The sequence below is a fragment of the Achromobacter sp. Bel genome (assembly GCF_012928505.1).
Lineage (GTDB): Bacteria > Pseudomonadota > Gammaproteobacteria > Burkholderiales > Burkholderiaceae_B > Achromobacter.
The window spans coordinates 91,524-109,431 of sequence record NZ_JABBJN010000001.1 but is presented as its reverse complement, the minus strand read 5'-3'; the positions used below and the strand labels follow the sequence as shown (position 1 = coordinate 109,431).

Here is a 17,908-nt window from a genome sequence, read left to right as displayed (position 1 = left end):
TTTCCCGTCCGCTCCGGCGGGCGGCGGTCTGCGCGTTTCCGGCGCGGACCGGCTTCGCTCATCCCTGCTATTTCTCTCCCTCTACGGAACGACCATGTCTACCCTGCCTTACGCCCGTTTGATTTCACGCCTGTTGCTGGGCGTCGCCTTGTGCGCAGCCAGTGCCGTTGCGTCGGCCGCGCCCGATGTGATCCGGATCGGCGTGGCCACCGCCGGCGGCGGCGACCCGATCACCTGGGGCGGTTCTCCCGGCGGCGTCGCGCGCGCCAACAATTGGCTGGAAGACGCCTTCAAGGGCACGTCCACGCAGGTGCAATGGCTGTTCTTCAAGGGCGCAGGCCCCGCCGTCAACGAGGCCTTGTCGAACAAGCAGATCGACTTTGCCTACCAGGGCGACCTGCCTGCGGTGGTGGGTCGCTCCAACGGCCTGAAAACCCGCATCCTGCTTGGCAGCGGCGTGCGCAACAACCTGTACGTCTCCACGCCCAAGGACTCCACGCTCAACGGCCTGGAAGACTTGAAGAACCGCAAAGTCTCGATCTTCCGCGGCACGAACGGACACCTGGTGGCCATCAATGTGCTGGCCTCGAAGCACCTGACCGAACGCGACATCAAAGGCGTGAACCTGGACGGGGGTAGCGCGCAGGCCGCGCTGGTGTCCAACGGCGTGGACGCGGCGTTCGGCGGCTATGAATACTTCAAGCTGCGGGACCAGGGCCTGGCGCGCATCATCTACTCGACCAAGGGCCAGGATCCCTCTTTCACGCGCCAGGCAGCCTTGCTGGTCCGCGAAGACTTCGAAAAGGAAAACCCCGACGCAGTGCAACGGGTGGTCGACGTGTTCGTGCGCGCGGCACAGTGGTCATCGGACGAACAGAACCGCGACGCCCTGTTCAATATCTGGGCGCGCAGCGGGACGCCGTACGCCTCCTGGCAGGCGGAGTTCGACGGCGACACGCTGGCCGTGCGCAATTCGCCGCTGCTGGATGGATTCCTCACGGCGCGCTACCAGGCCGTGGCCGACGATGCGCTGAAGTTGAAGTTGATCCGCCGGCCGGTCAGCGTAGACGGCTGGTTCGAACCGCGCTACCTGAACGCCGCATTGCAGAAGGCCAACCTGACCGGCCGCTGGACCGCGTTCAACGCTCAGGGAGAACCGGCGACGGGCGAGCGCCAGGCCGCGGCCGCACCGGCGCGATAAGGAAAGTTCCATGGCAGAAAACACCCTGGACGCCCACGTCTCACCCTCGCCCGCCCCCGCGCTGCGCCACGCACGCCAGGGTCCGCAAGCCTGGCTGCGTCAAGCCGGCGGCAGCCTGCTGCCCTGGCTGCTGCCCGTCTCATTGCTCGCCTTATGGCAACTGGGCGCATCCCAGGGCTGGATTTCCGAGCAAGTGCTGCCGTCACCCCGCTTTGTCTGGCTGACGCTGCAGGACCTCTACACCAGCGGCGACCTCTGGTTGAACGTGCACGCCAGCCTGCAACGGGTGCTGGTCGGCTTCGCGGCAGGCAGCGTCCTGGGCCTGGCGCTGGGCGCCGCCATGGGGCTATGGCGTCCGCTGGAAGCCTATGTGCTGCCCACGTTCAACGCGCTGGTGCAGATCCCCGTGCTGGCCTGGTTGCCCTTCGTGCTCTTGCTGGTGGGCATCGGCGAACCGCTGAAATACATCCTCATCGCCAAGGCCGCGTTGGTACCGGTGACGCTTAACACGCTGCAAGGTTTCCGCCAGACGCCGGCAAGCCTGCTGGAAGTCGCCCGCGTCTATGGTTACACGCGCCGCCAGCAAGTGCTGGAAGTGGTGTTGCCGTATGCATTGCCGACGCTGTTCACCGGACTGCGGCTGGGCTTCACCAAGGCTTGGCTGTCGCTGGTCGTGGTCGAGCTGGTGGCATCCAGCGAGGGGCTGGGCTACCTGATCGTCTACGGCCGCCAACTGTTCCAGCTGGATCTGGTCATGGCCGCGGTGATCGTGGTGGGCGCCATCGGCTACGCCATCGACAAACTGCTGGATCTTGCCGAAACCCGCGTCGGGGCCGGCCAGGCCGCCACCCGCCTGGGTGCATCGAACGCCGGAGCCCGCTCATGACGGCCGCACCGAGCAGCCCAAACCGGCCACAACGCCGGCCCGCCGCATGGCGCACGTGGCTGGGCACCCGCTGGCGGGGTCTGGTGCTGCCCGCCGTGGCCATCGCGGCATGGTGGGCGCTTGCAAACCTGGGTTGGGTCTCGACGCCGCTGTTGGTGTCTCCGGCAAAAGTCCTGGACACCGCTGCCAGCCAGATCGCGTCGGGCCAGCTGTGGCGGGCGCTACGCGCAAGCCTGGCGCGTGAGCTGACGGGCTTTGCGATCGGCACCACGCTGGGCCTGGCGCTAGGCGCGCTGCTAGGCCTGTTGCCGCTGTTCAACCGGATCGTGGGCCCCAGCTTCAACACTTTCAAGCAGATATCGCTATTTGCCTGGATCCCGCTGATCTCCGTGTGGTTCGGCCTGGGCGACGTCGCCAAAGTGACGTTCCTGTCTCTGGCGGCGCTGGTGCCTGTCGTCGTCAATACCTGCGACGGCATCCGCAATACGCCGGCCTCGCTGCTGGAAGTGGCCCGCGTATTCGGCTATTCACGCTGGCAGACGCTGTGGCACGTCGTACTGCCGGCCGCGGCGCCGTCGATTTTCACCGGTGTGTATCTGGCGCTGATCTATTCCTGGCTGGCCACGATCGGCGCGGAGTATCTGCTGGTCGCGGGCCACGGCATCGGCAACACGCTGATCGAAGGCAGCGAGCATTTCCAGATGGACCTCGTGATCTTCGGCATGTTCGTGATCGGCGTGGTGGGATGGTCCATGAACGCATTGGCCCGCGCGCTGGAGCGCCGGGTGGCGCGGCACCGCTTCGGCGCCGCATGACATGACAAGGAAAGGAATGGCTGACACTTTCGGCAAGCAATTGAGTATCCGCGGCGTGGGCAAGCGCTATGCAGGCAGCGACGACGGCGCGCAGGCGTTGCAGGTCCTGCAGGACATCAACCTGGATGTGCCTGCCGGCCGCTTCGTCAGCATCGTGGGCGCCAGCGGCTGCGGCAAGTCCACCTTGCTGCGCCTGATCCTGGGGCTGGACGACGATTACTCGGGCCAGATCCTGCTGGATGGCGTCCCGGTGCAGGGCGCGGGGCTGGACCGCGGCATCGTCTTCCAGGACCACCGGCTTTTTCCCTGGCTCAACGTCGAGCGCAACATCGCGACAGGCCTGCGCAATGCGCCGCTTTCCAAGGCTGAGAAAAAAGAACTGGTGGCCGAGCATATCGCGCTGGTCGGATTGCAAGGCTTCGAAAAATCGTTCCCGCACCAGATCTCGGGCGGCATGGCGCAGCGCGTGGCCATCGCGCGAGGCCTGGTGAACCGGCCGCGCGTGCTGCTGCTTGACGAGCCGCTGGGCGCGCTGGACGCGTTGACCCGTTCGCGGCTGCAGAACGAGTTGCAACGCATCTGGGAAAAAGAACAGATCACGATGATCCTCGTCACCCATGACGTCGAAGAAGCCGTGTTCCTGGGAGACCGCGTGGTGGTGATGCAGCCGCGCCCGGGACGCATCCGCCGCATCGTGGATGTCGACCTGCCGCACCCGCGCAACCGCAGCGACCTGCGCTTCATCCGGCTGCGCGACGACGTCCTGGGCGACTTTCTCGACTCCGACGGCCGCATCGCTGACAGCGCCCCCCTGCCGCCTCCCGGCGCGCTGACGGCCACGGTGGGCACGCTGCCCGCGCTGGATCGCCTGCGCATGGCCTGGTAGTACCTCCCTCTTCTCGCATTGACCTGGAAACCCGATGAGCCATTCCTCCCGCCAAATCAAGCTGGGCGCCTTTCTGATGCAGACCGGCCACCACATCGCCGCGTGGCGCCACCCCGACGCCTTGGCCGACGCCGGCCAGAACTTCCGACACTACGTCGACCTGGCGCGCAAAGCCGAGGCCGCCAAATTCGATGCGGTCTTCTTCGCCGACTCGGTCGGCGTGCGCAACACGCACAGCGCTTCGCTCTCGCGCACCGCCCGCGCCGAGCATTTCGAGCCGCTCACGCTCCTGTCCGCGCTGGCCGCCGTCACGGAGCGCATCGGGTTGATCGCTACCGTCTCCACGACCTATAACGAGCCCTACCATGTAGCCCGCAAGTTCGCGTCGCTGGACCTGATCAGCGGCGGCCGATCCGGTTGGAACCTGGTGACATCCAGCGGCGAAGGCGAGGCGCAGAACTTCAATCTGGACACGCACGTGGCGCACCCGTTGCGCTACCAGCGCGCCGAGGAGTTCCACGACGTCGTGACGGGCTTGTGGGACACCTGGGAAGACGACGCGTTCATCCGGGACAAAGACACCGGCGAATTCTTTGATGCCGGCAAACACCACGCGCTTCATCACAAAGGCAAGCACTTCGCGGTCCGCGGCCCCTTGAACGTGGGGCGCTCGCCCCAAGGCCGCCCAGTCGTGGTGCAGGCTGGCGCGTCCGAGGCCGGCCGCGACCTGGCGGCGCGCACAGCCGAAGTCATCTTCGTGGCGCATCAAACGTTCGACCAGGCGCGCGAGTTCTACGGCGACATCCGGCATCGCGCGGCGCAACACGGCCGAGACCCCGACGGCATCAAGATCATGCCGGGCATCTTCCCCGTCGTCGGGCGCACGCAGGAAGAAGCCGAAGAGAAATTCCAGGCGCTCCAGGATCTGATCCATCCCGTCGTGGGCGTGTCGCTGCTGTCGAACATGATCGGGGGCATCGACCTGTCTTCCTACCCCGTGGATAAACCGCTCCCGCCCCTGCCCGAGACGAACGGCGGCAAGAGCCGCCAGCATTTGCTGATCGACCTGGCGCAACGCGAAAACCTGACCATCCGTGACCTTTACCTGCGCATCGCCGGCGCACGCGGCCACCAGCAAGTCGTCGGCACGCCGCAAACCATCGCCGACCAGTTGCAGCAGTGGTTCGAGGAAGGCGGCGCCGACGGTTTCAACATCATGGCGCCATGGCTCCCCGGCGGCCTGGACGATTTCATCGAACACGTGTTGCCAGAGCTGCGCCGTCGCGGCCTGTTCCGCACCGAATACCAGGGCGCCACACTGCGCGAACACCTGGGCTTGCAACGGCCGCCCAACCGCCACACGCTGGCACGCGAGCAACCACGGGCCGCATAAAGCGGCTTTGCGCGGCGGCGGGCGCCCACAAGGCAGACGCGTCCGGTGCGGACACCGCGCCCGGCTTGACAAGGCCGCCCGCCAGCCAGACCATACGCGGATCCCCTGATTCCCTTTGCGCATGGCTGATTCCCACTCCGACAACGCCGCCCTGGCCCGGGCGTCGCAAGACCTGTACGCGGCCGTCCGCCGCGATGCGCCGCTGGTGCAGTGCCTGACCAACTTCGTCTCCATGAACATCGCCGCCAACGTGCTGCTGGCGATGGGCGCATCGCCCGCCATGGTGCACGCCACGGACGAAGCGCCGGAATTCGCGCGCATCGCCGGCGCGGTGGTGATCAATATCGGCACCCTGTCCGCGCCCTGGCTGGAAAGCATGCTGCTGACCGCGGACGCCGCGCGCCAGACAGGCATCCCCTGGGTGCTGGATCCCGTCGCCCACCACGCTACTGCCTTCCGCCGCGACGCCGTGCAACGCCTGTTGGCCTTGCGCCCTGCCATCATCCGCGGCAACGCCTCGGAAATCATCGCGTTGGCGGGCGGCCAAAGCGCGGGCAAAGGCGTGGATGCGCGCGACGCCGTGGCGCAGGCCGAGCAATCCGCAACAGCCATCGCCACCAGGCATCAAACGGTCGTGGCGGTTACCGGCGAAACCGACTACGTCACGGACGGGCAACGCGCCGTGCGCATCACGGGCGGTGACGCGCTGATGCCGCGCGTCACCGCCACGGGCTGCGCGCTGACGGCGCTGGTCGGCGCTTTCGCGGCGGTGTCCAGGAACGACCCCTATACCGCCGCCGTCGCCGCGCTGTCCTGCTTCGGGATCGCGGGCCGGCGCGCCGGCGCCTTGGCCGACGGGCCGGGTTCCTTCGCCTGGCGATTCCTGGATGCGCTGGCGGCCTTGGAAACCGACAGCCTTACCCGGGAATCGCCCTTGCGCTGACGTACTTTCATCAACGCAGTTCCCCAGTGCCGGCCAGGCGCCCCCCGCCCCGTCGGCCGCCTGGGCGCCGGCATGTCACTCTCAGGTCACACACTGTCCCCAAAATCTATTTCCTTCGAACCTGGAGGAAAGACGGTGAAGCCCTACGTACGAAAACTCTTTGCGGTATCCGCCAGCCTGGTGCTTGCGGCCGGTCTGGCCGGCTGCGGCGGCGATGACGACGACGATGACAGCGGCTCGGTCACGCCCCCGCCCGAAACCAGCGTGCCGCAAGGCGCGGCAATCGACCTGGCGATTCTTGCCACCACCGACCTGCACGCCAATGTGCTGGGCTACGACTACTACAAGCTGGCCGAAGACAAAAGCTATGGCGTGGATCGGACGGCAACACTGATCGCCAACGCCCGCAAACAGTACGCCAACACGCTGCTGTTCGACAACGGCGACACCATCCAGGGCACCGCCTTGTCCGACTACCAGGCCCTGGTGTCGCCAGTGCAGTGCTCGGACATGATCGCCATCTACAAGCAGATGAAACTGCTGGCGTATGACGCGGGCACGATGGGAAACCACGAATTCAACTACGGCCTGCCCTTCCTGTCGCAGATCACGAACGTGGACTTCGGCCTGGCCGGAATCGGCAAGGGCACGGCCCAGACCAATCCCGCTGGCGCCAAGGAATGCGCGGCCCCGGGCTTTCCCTTCGTCTCGGCCAACGTCGTATCGGCTGCCAGCAAACAACCCATCTTCAAGCCCTGGGTGTTGCTGGAAAAGACCTTCAAGGCCACGGACGCCACGGGCAAGACGATCGAGGTGCCGTTGAAGGTGGGCGTCATCGGCTTTGCGCCGCCCCCCATCCTGCAATGGGACAAGACCAACCTGGAAGGCCACGTCGAAGTCACCGGCTGGAAGGAAACGGCGCAGCGCTTCGTGCCCGAGATGAAGGCTGCCGGCGCGGATCTGATCGTGGCGCTGGCGCACGGCGGCATCGACATGAAGACGGCCTACAGCCCATCGATGGAGAACGGCGCGGGCTATCTGAGCCAGGTCCCGGGCATCGACGCGCTGATCACCGGCCACCAGCATCTGCTGTTCCCCGACACCAGCGCCACATCCCCGTTCCGCGGCCAGCCCGGCATCGATCTGGAGAAAGGTCTGATCAACGGCGTGCCGGCAGTGCAAGCCGGCCAATGGGGCAACAACCTGGGCCAGATCACGCTGAAGCTGTCGTATGACAAGGGCTGGAAGGTGCAGAAGGACGCGACCACCGTCCAACGCGTGTCCACGCGCCTGACGGCGCAAAGCGGCGCCACGCCTGCCACCTATGTAGCCTCGGACACCGCCGTGCAGCAGTTGGTGCAGGCCGAACATGCCGCCACGATTGCCTACGTGAAAACGCCAATCGGCCAAAGCCAGTTCGACATGGCCACCTACTACGCGCTGGCGGGCGACGTGTCGGCCTTGCAGATCGTGAACATGGCGCAGATCGACTACCTGACGGACTACATCGCCAAGAACCGCCCGTCGTACGGCAACCTGCCCATCCTGTCGGCCGCCGCGCCCTTCAAGGGGGGCCGCAACGGTCCCGGCGACTTCACCTTCGTCAAGCAGGGCAATGTGGCGATCAACAACGCGGCCGACCTTTACCTGTACCCCAACACGCTGCAAGTCGTGCGGGTCACGGGCGACATCGTCCGCCTATGGCTGGAGAAAACGGCAGAACAGTTCAAGCAGATCGACCCCGCCCTGGTCGCCCCGCAAGATCTGGTCGACACCAACTTCCCCACGTTCAACTTCGACGTGCTGTACGCCGCCGGCAATGCGCTGAAGTATCAGATCGACGTCACCCAGCCCAAGGGTTCGCGCATCTCGGGGCTGACCTATCAGGGCGCGCCCCTGGATCCTGCCGCGCAGTTCCTGGTCGTCACCAACAACTACCGCGCCAGCGGCGGCGGCGACTTCCCGGGCCTGGCGGGCGGCAAGGGCGACATCGTGCTGCAAGCCCCGGACGCCAGCCGGGATGTGCTGATCAGCTACATCAAGAAGAACCCCACGCTGGACCTGGCCACCTACGGCCTGGACCGCAGCTGGCGCTTCAAGCAACTGGGCGCGTTGGCCGGCCCGGTCGTGTTCTGGTCGGTGCCCGGCACGGTGGCGATGGCTGCCGCGCACGGCGTGACGAACGTGTCGGTCTATGACGCCACGCCGGACGCGACGACCCAGTTGTCGCGCTACGCGGTGGATCTCGGCCAGTAAGCGCTGCGGCTGGCGAACAGGGGGCCCGTCCCCGGGGACGGGCCCCCTTTTACCTGGCAGACATTTAAATGACAGCTCAGGGTGCTTACAATGACAGTGTTGCGCCGCAACATTTCAGTGACTCCCCCTAGCAACCACATGTCTCACCCCTCTTCTACGCAGCACCGGCCCGCACTGGTGCTGCTTGCCCTTGCTGTCGGCAGCTTTGCCATCGGAACCACCGAGTTCGCGACGATGAGCCTGCTGCCCTATTTCTCCCAGTCGCTGGGCATCGATGCGCCCACCGCCGGCCACGTCATCAGCGCCTATGCGCTGGGCGTGGTGGTGGGCGCGCCCATTCTTGCCGTACTGGGCGCCAGAATGCCGCGCCGCCGGCTGCTCATCGCCCTGATGGGGCTGTTCGCCATCGGCAACGGCCTGAGCGCGATCGCGCCCGACTACCACTGGATGCTGATTTTCCGCTTCCTGAGCGGCCTGCCCCACGGCGCGTATTTCGGTATTGCGTCACTGGTGGCCAGTTCGCTCGTGCCCGCCAACCGGCGCACCATGGCCGTGGGCCGCGTGTTCCTGGGCTTGACGGTCGCCACCATCGTGGGCGTGCCGCTGGCCAACTGGCTGGGCCAGGTGATCGGCTGGCGCTGGAGCTTTGCCCTGGTATCGCTGCTGGCGGTGCTGACGATGGTCAGCGTGGCCATCTACGCGCCCGACACGCCCGCCGACCACAAGGCCAGCCCGCTGCGCGAACTGAGCGCGCTGGGCCGCGGCCAGGTCTGGATCACGCTGGCAATCGGCGCCGTCGGTTTCGGCGGCTTGTTCTCGGTCTACACGTATCTGGCCGACACGCTTGGTGCCGTCACGCAGGTGTCGCCGTCGGTCGTGCCGTTTGTACTCAGCGCGTTCGGCGTGGGCCTGACGGTCGGCAATATGGTGGTGCCGATCTTTGCCGACCGTGCGGTGATGCGCACCGCCGGCCTGCTGCTGCTGTGGTCGGCCGTGGTGCTGGCGCTATTCCCGCTGATGGCGCACAACGTCTGGCTGATCACGCTGAATGTGTTCCTGGTGGGCGTGGGCGGCGCGTTGGGCACCGTGTTGCAAACCCGCTTGATGGATGTCGCGGGCGATGCGCAAGGCCTGGCCGCGGCGCTGAACCATTCGGCCTTCAACACCGCCAACGCGCTGGGCCCCTTGTTCGGCGGGCTGGCGATTGCCGCCGGCTATGGCTGGACGTCGACGGGCTGGGTCGGCAGCCTGCTGGCGCTGGGCGCCATGCCTTTGTGGTTGTGGGCCGTCATGCTGGAACGCCGGCATCGGTCGGCGCGTCAGCGCAGCCTCGTCGCCAGCGCGGAATCGGCGCGCTGACGGCTTCCGGCGGGGCCGGCCTGTCAGGTCGAAGGCCGCCCTACCGGTAATACACGCAGATCCGCTTGCCGCCGATTTCGTGCACGTCGATCGGCAGTTCGTACAACGGACTCAACACCTCGGTCCGGATCAAATCCGCCGGCGCGCCCTGGTGCGCAATGCGCCCCTGCCGCATCGCCACGATGCGGTCCGCATAGCTGGAGGCGAAGTTGATGTCGTGCAGCACCAGCACCACTGTCTTGCCCAGTTCGTCGGCCGCGCGGCGCAAGGTGCCCATCATGGCGACTGCGTGCTTCATGTCCAGGCTGTTCAGCGGTTCGTCCAGCAACACATAGCGCGTGTCCTGGCACAGCACCATCGCCACGAACGCGCGCTGACGTTGCCCCCCGGACATCTCGTCCAGATAGCGGTCGGCCAAGGGTTCCAGGTCCAGGTAGGCGATGGCGCGGTCGATGTGCGCCTTGTCCTCCAGCGTCAACCGCCCCCCGGTATGCGGATAGCGGCCAAACGCGACCAGATCGTTCACGGTCAAGCGCAACGGCAAATGATTGTCCTGACGCAGGATGGACAGCCGGCGGGCCAGCTCGCGGCTATCGGCGCGGGTCACGTCCAGCCCATCCACCTTCACCTGCCCGGCCGACATCGGCAGCAAGCGGCTGATCATCGACAGCAAGGTCGATTTGCCCGCGCCGTTGGGGCCGATGATGGCGGTAACGCCATTGGCCGGCAGATCCAGATTGACGTCGTCGACCACCACGCTGTCGCCGTACCGCTTGCTCAGTTGTTGAATTTCGATCATCGGCGCCCCCTGCGCAGGATCAGGAAGAGGAACATCACGCCGCCCACGAATTCGATCACCACGCTGACCGTGGTGTTCAGACCCAGCACGCGCTCCAGCAGCGTCTGGCCACCCACCAGGAAAATCACGCTCAGGAGCGTCGCCGCAGGGATCGTGTACCGGTGCTTGTCGGAACCCATCGCCTGATAGGCCAGGTTGCTGACCAGCAGGCCGAAGAAGGTCACGGGCCCCACCAGCGCCGTCGACACGGACACCAGTACCGCGATCGCCGCCAGCGTCAGCATCAGGCTGCGCCGGTAATCGACCCCCAGGTTCACCGCGATCTCGCGGCCCAGGGCCAGCACGTCGTAGCGATGCCGCATACGCCAGATCAACAGGGTCGCCACGCACACGGCGGCCAGCGCGATGGGCAACAGCGCGACGCGCACGGAATTGAAACTGGCGAACATGCGGTCCTGCAATACCAGGAACTCGTTAGGGTCGGCCAGCCTCACCACGAAATTGGACAAGCTGCGGAACAGCAGCCCGAAGACGATGCCCACCAGCATCATCAGATGCAGGCTGCGCACCGCATCCGAAAACAACCAGCGAAACAGCAGGCAGGCAAACGCGGTCATGGCGCCGACTTCCAGCAGGAAGGCCGCCACCGGGTGGTTCGCCGCCGTCGCCGCCTGCCCGAAGCCGAACACGACCACCGCCTGTATCAGCAAGTACAGCGCATCGAAGCCCATGATCGCCGGCGTCAGGATGCGGTTGTGCGTGATGGTCTGAAACAGCACCGACGACACCGCCACGGCATACGCCACCAGCAGCATCGCGGCCAGCTTGCCGCCGCGAAACGGAATCACGAACGACCATTGGCCGTTGGCGCCCAGGGTCATGAACGCCACGACGCACACCAAGGCGGCCACGCCCAGCCACATCAGGCGCAGCGGCTGCGACGCGCGCCGGACCTGCTGGCGGGGGATGGCAAGCACGGTTTCAGCCAAGACGGTTCCTCCGTGTGCGCAACAGCCACAGGAACAGGATGCTGCCAAGCACGCCGACGACCGTGCCGATCGGGATTTCATAGGGATGGATGACCAGACGGCCGATGATGTCGCAAGCCAGAACGAACACGCCGCCCAGCGCGGCGACCCAAGGGATGGAGCGGCGCATGTTGTCGCCCAGCACCAGGCTGACGGCGTTGGGCACGATCAGGCCCAGGAACGGGATGCCGCCCGCCGTCACCACCACCACGGCCGAAATCGCGGACACGATCAACAGGCCGACGAACGTCAGGCGCGCATGGTTCAGCCCCAGGTTCGAGGCGAATTCACGGCCCATGCCGGCCACGGTATAGCGGTCGGCGGCGGCATAGGCCACGCACGCCAGCGCAAAGCCGATCCACAGCAATTCATAGCGGCCGCGCAGCACGCCCGAGAAGTCGCCCGTGGTCCACGCGTGCAGCGATTGCAACAAATCGAACCGGAACGCCACGAAGGTGGTCACCGCGTGGATCACGCCCCCCAGGATCAAGCCGATCAGCGGAACGATGAAGGGCGTGCGCAGCGGCACGCGGCGCAGCAGCGCCAGGAACAGCAAGGTGCCCGCCAGCGCAAAAGCCGTGGCCGTCAGCATCTTGCCGATCACCGGCGTGTCGGGCGCCAGCAAGGTGATGACCAGGATGCCCAGCGTCGCGGACTCGACGGTGCCTGCCGTGGTCGGTTCCACGAAGCGGTTGCGCACCAGCATCTGCATGATCAGGCCCGCCACCGCCAGCGACATGCCGGCCAGCAGCAACGCCACCGTGCGCGGCACGCGGCTGACCATCAGAAAACGCCAGGCGCGGTCGGCCTCGTCGCCTCCGCCCCATAGCGCCGCCAGAGACACCTGCCCCGCGCCCAGGCTGACGCTGGCCGCGCACAGCACCGCCAAGAGCACCAGCACGGCGGCCAGGCCGCCCCAACCGCTGATCGTCCGCCGCCAGTTCACCGGCGGCCTTTCCGCACAACAGCCATGCCGCTTACTTTCCTTGCGCCAGCGCCGCGGCAATTTCGTCCACGTTCTGTTGCATCGACGTCAGGCCGGCGCTGCCCAGCAGATACCAGTTAAAGCCGTTCAGGTACACCACGCGCTTGTTTTTCCACGCTTTGGTCGGACGCACCAGGTCATTGTCCAGCATGCGCTGGGCCGATACGCCTTCGCGGCCGATCGCGGCGTCGCGGTCAATCACGAACAACCAGTCGGGATCGGTCTGCGCGATGAATTCGAACGAGATGGCCTGGCCATGGTTGGACACGTTCAAGCCCACGACGGCAGGCTTCACGCCGAATGCGTCGTGGATCACACCAAAACGCGAACCCGGACCATAGGCGCTCATCTTGCCCCCCGTCGTCAGCACGATCAGCGCGGTACCGGCGGTAGCCGCCTGACCATGCAGCGCGGAAATGGACGCGCGCAACGCGTCCAGCTTTTCCTTGGCCTGCGGCTGCTTGCCATAAAGGGCCGCCAGGGTCTCGGTATTTCGTGTCACGCTGCCGACCAGATCCTTGGGGTCAACCGTCAGGTCGACGGTGGGAGCCAGCTTGGCCAATTCGTCGTACTTTGGCGCCGACCGTCCGGCCACGAAAATCACCTGCGGCTGAGCGGCATGGATAACCTCGTAATTCGGTTCGAACAGCGAGCCGACCTTCAAGTAGCGCGGGTCGGCGTACTGGGCCAATTGGGGCGGCCACTTGGCGACGGAAGGCACGCCCATTGCCTCGATTCCCAGCGCGTGCATCGTGTCCAGCACGGCCATGTCCATTACCACGGTCTTGGTCGGGTTGGCCGGCACGGCAGTCTGGCCGCGCGCATGCTTGACGGGTACCGTGGCCTGCGCCGCGCACACCGCCGTCGCCGCGCCCATCGCCAACGCGACGCCTGCCTGCAGCAACCAGCGGCGAGCACAGTTCGTGTTTCCTTGCATCGTCATACGCACCTCGTTGTGTTGCGGGGGACGCAAGCGCCCCCCTACTCTCAAGATCAGAACTTCACGCCCACGCCCAGCCAGTAGCGGCGGCCGTCTTCCACGAACTCGTAATCGTCGTAGGTGACCTGCTTGTCGAACAGGTTGTAGATGCCGGCATACACCGACACGGTCTTGTTCACGGCATACGATCCGCCCAGATCCACAAAGGTGTAAGACGGCGCGATGAACGAGGACGACGACGCGCTGGTGATGGGCTGGCTTTCTTTGCCGCGGTAGTTCAGGCGGGCCCACGCTTGCAGCGCATCGGACGCCTGCCAATTCACCGTGGTCGTGAACAAGTGCTTGGGCAACTGGTTCAGGGGCTGGCCCTGGTATTGACCCGACTTCTGCTCCGACTTGGTGAACGTGTAGCTGCTGGTCAGCGACCAGTCGCGGCCCAGCGGCAGCTTCAAATTGGCTTCCACGCCGCGCGACACCGCCTTGTCCACGTTCATGTAGGTGGTGGGGTTGGCGCCGAACTGGTTCGGGCCCTCGGTGCATTGCGAGGCCGGGCAGCCCACGCGGGTGATCTTGTCCTTGAAGTCGTTGTTGAACACGGTCAGGCCGGCATTGAAGCCCTCGCCGTCGTCATACAGGACGCCGATTTCCTCGGTTACCGACTTCTCGGGCGTCAGGTCCGGGTTGCCGTACATGTTGCCGCCGCGGCTGACCTGCCCCCATCCCGCCACCGTCTGGCGCAGATCCGGCGCCCGGAAGCCCGTGGACACGCCGCCCTTGAGCGTCCACCGCTCGGCCATCTGCCACACGCCGTACAGGCGCGGGCTGAAGTGCGTGCCGAAGTTCTCGTCTTCATCCATGCGCAGGCCGGCCGTGACGGCAAAGCTGTCGGTCAGGCGCCACTCGTCTTCGGCGAACAACGCCCATTGGTAGCGGTCGATCTTGCTGGGGCCGTTCGCCAGCTGGTTGCCGGTCTGGTCGTTCAGGCGCTGGCTAAGGTAGGTGCCGCCCAGTGTCAGCATGTGCGAACCCAGCGGCAGCGTCCAGCTGGTCTGCAGATTCAGGTTCTTGATCTTCATCTGCCGCGAACGGTTGTCGAACTCTTCCTGCTGCACATAGCTGTCCGACACCGCCCAGCCCCAACGGCCGGTATGCGACAAGGCCCACTTGTTGCTGCGGTAATCCGTCTCCGACGATGCCGGGCACCCTGTGCGCCCGCATGCCACCCCCGGCGGCTGCGGCGCGACCGTCTTGCCCAGCGTGTTCTCGTACTTCTGGCGCATGGTCGTGCCTTCCAGCACGATGTCGTGGTCACGGTTCGGCGTCAGCGCCAGCTTGGCCGTCACGCTGTCCGAATTGCGCTTGCGAAAGCCGTTGACGATGTTGTCTTCATCGCGTTGCGATGCCTGGCCATAGATCTGCAAGCCCAACAGGTCGGTCTTGATGGGCCCGGACAGGTAGAAGTTGCCCTGGTAGATATCGCCTGACTTGTTGCTTTCCTGGATGGTCGTGTCCAGGCGGATTTCGCCGCCCCATTCGTTGGGCACCTTGCGGGTGATGATGTTGATCACCCCGCCCATGGCGTCCGAGCCATACAGCGACGACATCGGGCCGCGCACGACTTCGATGCGCTCGATGGCGGCCAGCGGCGGCGTCCAGCCGCCTTCCACCCCCGAGGAATCCGAGTTGGTGCGGGTTTCACGCGAGCTTTGGCGCTTGCCGTCGATCAGGATCAGCGTGTACTGCGGGCCCATGCCGCGCAGGCTGATGTCCTGGCGGTCGCCCCCGCCTGTAATGATCACGCCCGGCACTTCCAACAGCGCGTCGTTCACGTCGCGGTAGAACTTCTTGTCCAGGTCTTCGCGGGTGATCACGCTGATCGACGCCGGGGCGTCCTTGATCTGCTGCTCGAACCCGCTGGCGGTCACCACGACGGTTTCCATCGTCTTCGGGGAGTCGCTCGCCTGCGCCCACGCCGCCGCTGGGCCCATGCCCACTCCTGCCGCGCATAGCGCCGCCGCCAACCGCGTGCGCGATACCCGAATATGGCCGCCCACGGCCAGATCGTTGCTGCTCATGATTCCGCTTTCTCCCGTACCGAACCCGCATCCCACCCTGTGTGTGACGCTAAGTCCGCCTCTCATTTCTTAATGAAAACTATTCTCATATTAGAATTGAGGCTGTCGGACCGGGGCAAACGCCTTTCCACAACTTTTACCTTCTTCGCACTTCTTGACACTCGACGGGACGGCCATACGCCACACTGCCGGGTGCGGGACACTTGATACGGATGCCTTTTTCTCACTCAGCGGTGGCGCACCGCATCCTGCTGATCGACGACGACGTCGAGCTTGCACAGATGTTGCGCGAATACCTCGAACCCAATCACTGCCTGCTTACGCTGGCCCATACTGGCGCCCAAGGCCTTGCCCTGCTGGCGCAAGACGGCTACGACCTGGTGCTGCTTGACCTGATGCTGCCGGACGGCAACGGGCTGGACCTGCTTAAGCACTACCGCCGGCGCTCGCGCCGCCCGGTCATCATGTTCACCGCCCACGGCGGCGAGACCGACCGCGTGCTGGGGCTGGAATTCGGCGCCGACGACTACCTGGCTAAGCCCTTCAGCCCGCGCGAACTCAAGGCCCGCATCACTGCGGTACTGCGGCGCTTCGAAGAGGTGCCGGAAGCCGCCACGCCCAGCCTGACACTGGGCGCATTGACGCTGGACCCCGCCACCGGACGAGTCCGGCTGGACGGCGAAGACATCCTGCTGACGGGCGCCGAACAACGCATCCTGGAACTGCTGATGCGCGCCCCGGGCCAAGTCATCGCCCGCGAGCAGATCGGCATGTACGCGCTGGGCCGCCGGCCCGAGCGCTACGACCGCAGCATCGACACCCACATCAGCACACTGCGCAAGAAGCTGCACCTGGATGCGACCGGCGACTCCCTGTCGATCCGCAATTTGCGCGGGCTGGGCTACGTGTTGGCAGGCGCGGCCTGATGCCCTGGCCACTGCCCACCCGGTCGCTCTTCTGGCGCGCGTTCCTGACCTTTTGGGGCGCAATGGCCATCATCCTGGTGTGCGGCATGCTGTTCACCGCGACGGTCGCCTGGTATCGCATCAACTCGCTGGACGGCCTGAATCCGGCCAGCCTCACCCACGACGCCCGGCAAGTCGCCCGCAACCATGGCATCGACGGCCTGCAACGCTGGGTCCAAGCCATGGACCAACGGTACTCGGCGCTGAAGATCTACGTGCTGGACGCCCGCGACGCCGAGATCCTGGGGCGCACCCTGCCCGCCCGCACGCACGACTGGCTGGCCGCCTACCGGGCGGCAACCGAACGAACTCCGCGCGCGGATTACCTGCAGCCCGACCCCGCCGGGGAACGCGTTTCCTGGTGGCAGCCGCAGTTGCTGCCGCTGCCCGACGGCTCCCGGTTGCTGATGCTATTCCTGCCCTTTGACTCGTCCCATTGGGAAGTGCTGGGCCTGTCGCCCGTGGCCCTGGCGCTGCTGCTGTTCGCACTGGCCGTCACGGCGCCCTTGTGCTGGGCCCTGACCCGGCACGTCACCGCGCCGTTGACGCAATTGCGGCAGGCCACGCACGCGCTGGCCGCCGGGCGTCTGGACGCCCAGACGCCGCCCAAACTTGCCGGACGCAAGGACGAGCTCGGCCTGCTGGCGCGCGACTTCAACGCCATGGCCGACCGGCTGAAAGCGTTGGTAGACACCCGCGAACAACTGCTGCACAACATCGCGCACGAGTTGCGCTCGCCCCTGGCAAGGTTGCGGCTGGCCGCCGAACTGGCGCGGCGCAAGGATGAGCGCCAGGACGTGCAGTTGGACCGCATCGAACGAGAGTGCGAGCGCCTGGACACGCTAGTCGGCAGCACGTTGCGGCTGGCCCGTCTGGGCGCCCAGCCGGAACCCAGCGACACGCTGGACCTGGCCGGCGTCGTATCCGCCGTCGTGGATGACGCCCGCTACGAAGCCGGCGAACAGCAAGTGCGCATTCTTTGGGACAGTCCGTCCTCGGTATGGATGACGGGCGATCGCGACAGTCTGGCCAGCGCCATCGAAAACGTATTGCGCAACGCCCTGCGCTTCGCGCCTGCGCACAGCGCAATCCGTGTCCGGCTGCTGATCGGCGTGCGCGAAGCCTGCCTGGAAATCGAAGACCGCGGCCCGGGCGTGCCCGCGGCTGACCTGGATTCCTTGTTTGAACCGTTCTTCCGCAGCGCCTCTGGCTCGCAGGTGCCGGGCTCCGGCGCCGGCCTGGGCCTGTCCATCGCGCAGGCCGCGATCGCCGCGCATAAAGGCCGCATATCGGCCCGCAATGTCTCTCCGCAGGGCCTGAGCGTGCGCATGGAACTGCCGCTTCTCATCTAGCGTCCTGAACGCGAAAGGCCCCGCA

General features: G+C 65.9%; 15 protein-coding genes. 10 read left to right on the top strand and 5 right to left on the bottom strand.

The genetic code is table 11. The features are described from left to right. The first annotated feature begins 94 nt into the window (after positions 1–94). The 8 genes from HG262_RS00520 (at position 95) to HG262_RS00485 (ending at position 9,739) form a co-directional block, all read left to right on the top strand. Positions 95–1,201 carry an ABC transporter substrate-binding protein gene (locus tag HG262_RS00520; protein WP_169269158.1) on the top strand — a complete coding sequence of 369 codons (1,107 nt, stop codon included), beginning with the start codon at positions 95–97 and terminating at the stop codon, positions 1,199–1,201. Between the two features lie 10 nt (positions 1,202–1,211). Then, entirely contained in the window at positions 1,212–2,087 is an 876-nt protein-coding gene (locus HG262_RS00515) for an ABC transporter permease (protein WP_169269157.1), read from the top strand. After that, complete coding sequence (locus tag HG262_RS00510) at positions 2,084–2,902, top strand: ABC transporter permease (RefSeq protein ID WP_248293181.1); 819 nt, start codon at positions 2,084–2,086, stop codon at positions 2,900–2,902. Before HG262_RS00515 ends, HG262_RS00510 begins: the two co-directional genes overlap by 4 nt. A gap of 16 nt (positions 2,903–2,918) precedes the next feature. After that, the gene (locus tag HG262_RS00505; protein WP_169269156.1) at positions 2,919–3,788 is read left to right on the top strand and encodes an ABC transporter ATP-binding protein; all 870 of its coding nucleotides are present in this window, start codon (positions 2,919–2,921) and stop codon (positions 3,786–3,788) included. Between the two features lie 34 nt (positions 3,789–3,822). Next, a complete protein-coding gene (locus HG262_RS00500) occupies positions 3,823–5,181 on the top strand; it encodes an LLM class flavin-dependent oxidoreductase (RefSeq protein ID WP_169269155.1) in 1,359 nt (452 codons plus the stop codon). A gap of 121 nt (positions 5,182–5,302) precedes the next feature. Then, complete coding sequence (gene thiM, locus HG262_RS00495; protein ID WP_169269154.1) at positions 5,303–6,124, top strand: hydroxyethylthiazole kinase; 822 nt, start codon at positions 5,303–5,305, stop codon at positions 6,122–6,124. 135 nt (positions 6,125–6,259) lie between these two features. Beyond that, positions 6,260–8,380 carry a 5'-nucleotidase C-terminal domain-containing protein gene (locus HG262_RS00490; RefSeq protein WP_169269153.1) on the top strand — a complete coding sequence of 707 codons (2,121 nt, stop codon included), beginning with the start codon at positions 6,260–6,262 and terminating at the stop codon, positions 8,378–8,380. Positions 8,381–8,518: 138 nt separating this feature from the next. Further along, on the top strand, positions 8,519–9,739 hold the full coding sequence (locus HG262_RS00485; RefSeq protein WP_169269152.1) for an MFS transporter: 1,221 nt from the start codon (positions 8,519–8,521) through the stop codon (positions 9,737–9,739). Between the two features lie 40 nt (positions 9,740–9,779). On the opposite strand, the gene HG262_RS00480 is transcribed toward HG262_RS00485, so the two are convergent. The 5 genes from HG262_RS00480 to HG262_RS00460 are packed head-to-tail and all read right to left on the bottom strand — an operon-like array spanning position 9,780 to position 15,566. Beyond that, on the bottom strand, positions 9,780–10,538 hold the full coding sequence (locus HG262_RS00480) for an ABC transporter ATP-binding protein (protein WP_169269151.1): 759 nt from the start codon (positions 10,536–10,538) through the stop codon (positions 9,780–9,782). Beyond that, complete coding sequence (locus HG262_RS00475) at positions 10,535–11,461, bottom strand: iron chelate uptake ABC transporter family permease subunit (RefSeq protein WP_169269320.1); 927 nt, start codon at positions 11,459–11,461, stop codon at positions 10,535–10,537. Before HG262_RS00475 ends, HG262_RS00480 begins: the two co-directional genes overlap by 4 nt. Before the next feature lie 58 nt (positions 11,462–11,519). Continuing rightward, positions 11,520–12,512, bottom strand: a complete 993-nt coding sequence (locus HG262_RS00470) for an iron chelate uptake ABC transporter family permease subunit (RefSeq protein ID WP_169269150.1) — start codon at positions 12,510–12,512, stop codon at positions 11,520–11,522. A gap of 31 nt (positions 12,513–12,543) precedes the next feature. Further along, positions 12,544–13,494 carry a siderophore ABC transporter substrate-binding protein gene (locus tag HG262_RS00465; RefSeq protein ID WP_169269149.1) on the bottom strand — a complete coding sequence of 317 codons (951 nt, stop codon included), beginning with the start codon at positions 13,492–13,494 and terminating at the stop codon, positions 12,544–12,546. A 50-nt stretch (positions 13,495–13,544) separates the two neighbouring features. Beyond that, positions 13,545–15,566, bottom strand: a complete 2,022-nt coding sequence (locus HG262_RS00460) for a ligand-gated channel protein (RefSeq protein ID WP_169269148.1) — start codon at positions 15,564–15,566, stop codon at positions 13,545–13,547. A gap of 212 nt (positions 15,567–15,778) precedes the next feature. Here HG262_RS00460 and HG262_RS00455 point away from each other — a divergent pair, with 212 nt between their 5' ends. Both HG262_RS00455 and HG262_RS00450 read left to right on the top strand, forming a co-directional pair. Next, a complete protein-coding gene (locus HG262_RS00455) occupies positions 15,779–16,492 on the top strand; it encodes a response regulator transcription factor (RefSeq protein ID WP_169269147.1) in 714 nt (237 codons plus the stop codon). After that, positions 16,492–17,883, top strand: a complete 1,392-nt coding sequence (locus tag HG262_RS00450; RefSeq protein ID WP_169269146.1) for a HAMP domain-containing sensor histidine kinase — start codon at positions 16,492–16,494, stop codon at positions 17,881–17,883. The genes HG262_RS00455 and HG262_RS00450 overlap by 1 nt, the downstream gene beginning before the upstream one ends. The last annotated feature ends 25 nt before the right edge of the window (positions 17,884–17,908 follow it).

Coding starts and splice junctions, on each gene's coding strand:
- HG262_RS00520 (WP_169269158.1), top strand. CDS start 95: ATGTCTACCCTGCCTTACGCCCGTTTGATTTCACGCCTGTTGCTGGGC.
- HG262_RS00515 (WP_169269157.1), top strand. CDS start 1,212: ATGGCAGAAAACACCCTGGACGCCCACGTCTCACCCTCGCCCGCCCCC.
- HG262_RS00510 (WP_248293181.1), top strand. CDS start 2,084: ATGACGGCCGCACCGAGCAGCCCAAACCGGCCACAACGCCGGCCCGCC.
- HG262_RS00505 (WP_169269156.1), top strand. CDS start 2,919: ATGGCTGACACTTTCGGCAAGCAATTGAGTATCCGCGGCGTGGGCAAG.
- HG262_RS00500 (WP_169269155.1), top strand. CDS start 3,823: ATGAGCCATTCCTCCCGCCAAATCAAGCTGGGCGCCTTTCTGATGCAG.
- thiM (WP_169269154.1), top strand. CDS start 5,303: ATGGCTGATTCCCACTCCGACAACGCCGCCCTGGCCCGGGCGTCGCAA.
- HG262_RS00485 (WP_169269152.1), top strand. CDS start 8,519: ATGTCTCACCCCTCTTCTACGCAGCACCGGCCCGCACTGGTGCTGCTT.
- HG262_RS00480 (WP_169269151.1), bottom strand. CDS start 10,538: ATGATCGAAATTCAACAACTGAGCAAGCGGTACGGCGACAGCGTGGTG.
- HG262_RS00475 (WP_169269320.1), bottom strand. CDS start 11,461: ATGTGGCTGGGCGTGGCCGCCTTGGTGTGCGTCGTGGCGTTCATGACC.
- HG262_RS00465 (WP_169269149.1), bottom strand. CDS start 13,494: ATGACGATGCAAGGAAACACGAACTGTGCTCGCCGCTGGTTGCTGCAG.
- HG262_RS00460 (WP_169269148.1), bottom strand. CDS start 15,566: ATGAGCAGCAACGATCTGGCCGTGGGCGGCCATATTCGGGTATCGCGC.
- HG262_RS00455 (WP_169269147.1), top strand. CDS start 15,779: ATGCCTTTTTCTCACTCAGCGGTGGCGCACCGCATCCTGCTGATCGAC.
- HG262_RS00450 (WP_169269146.1), top strand. CDS start 16,492: ATGCCCTGGCCACTGCCCACCCGGTCGCTCTTCTGGCGCGCGTTCCTG.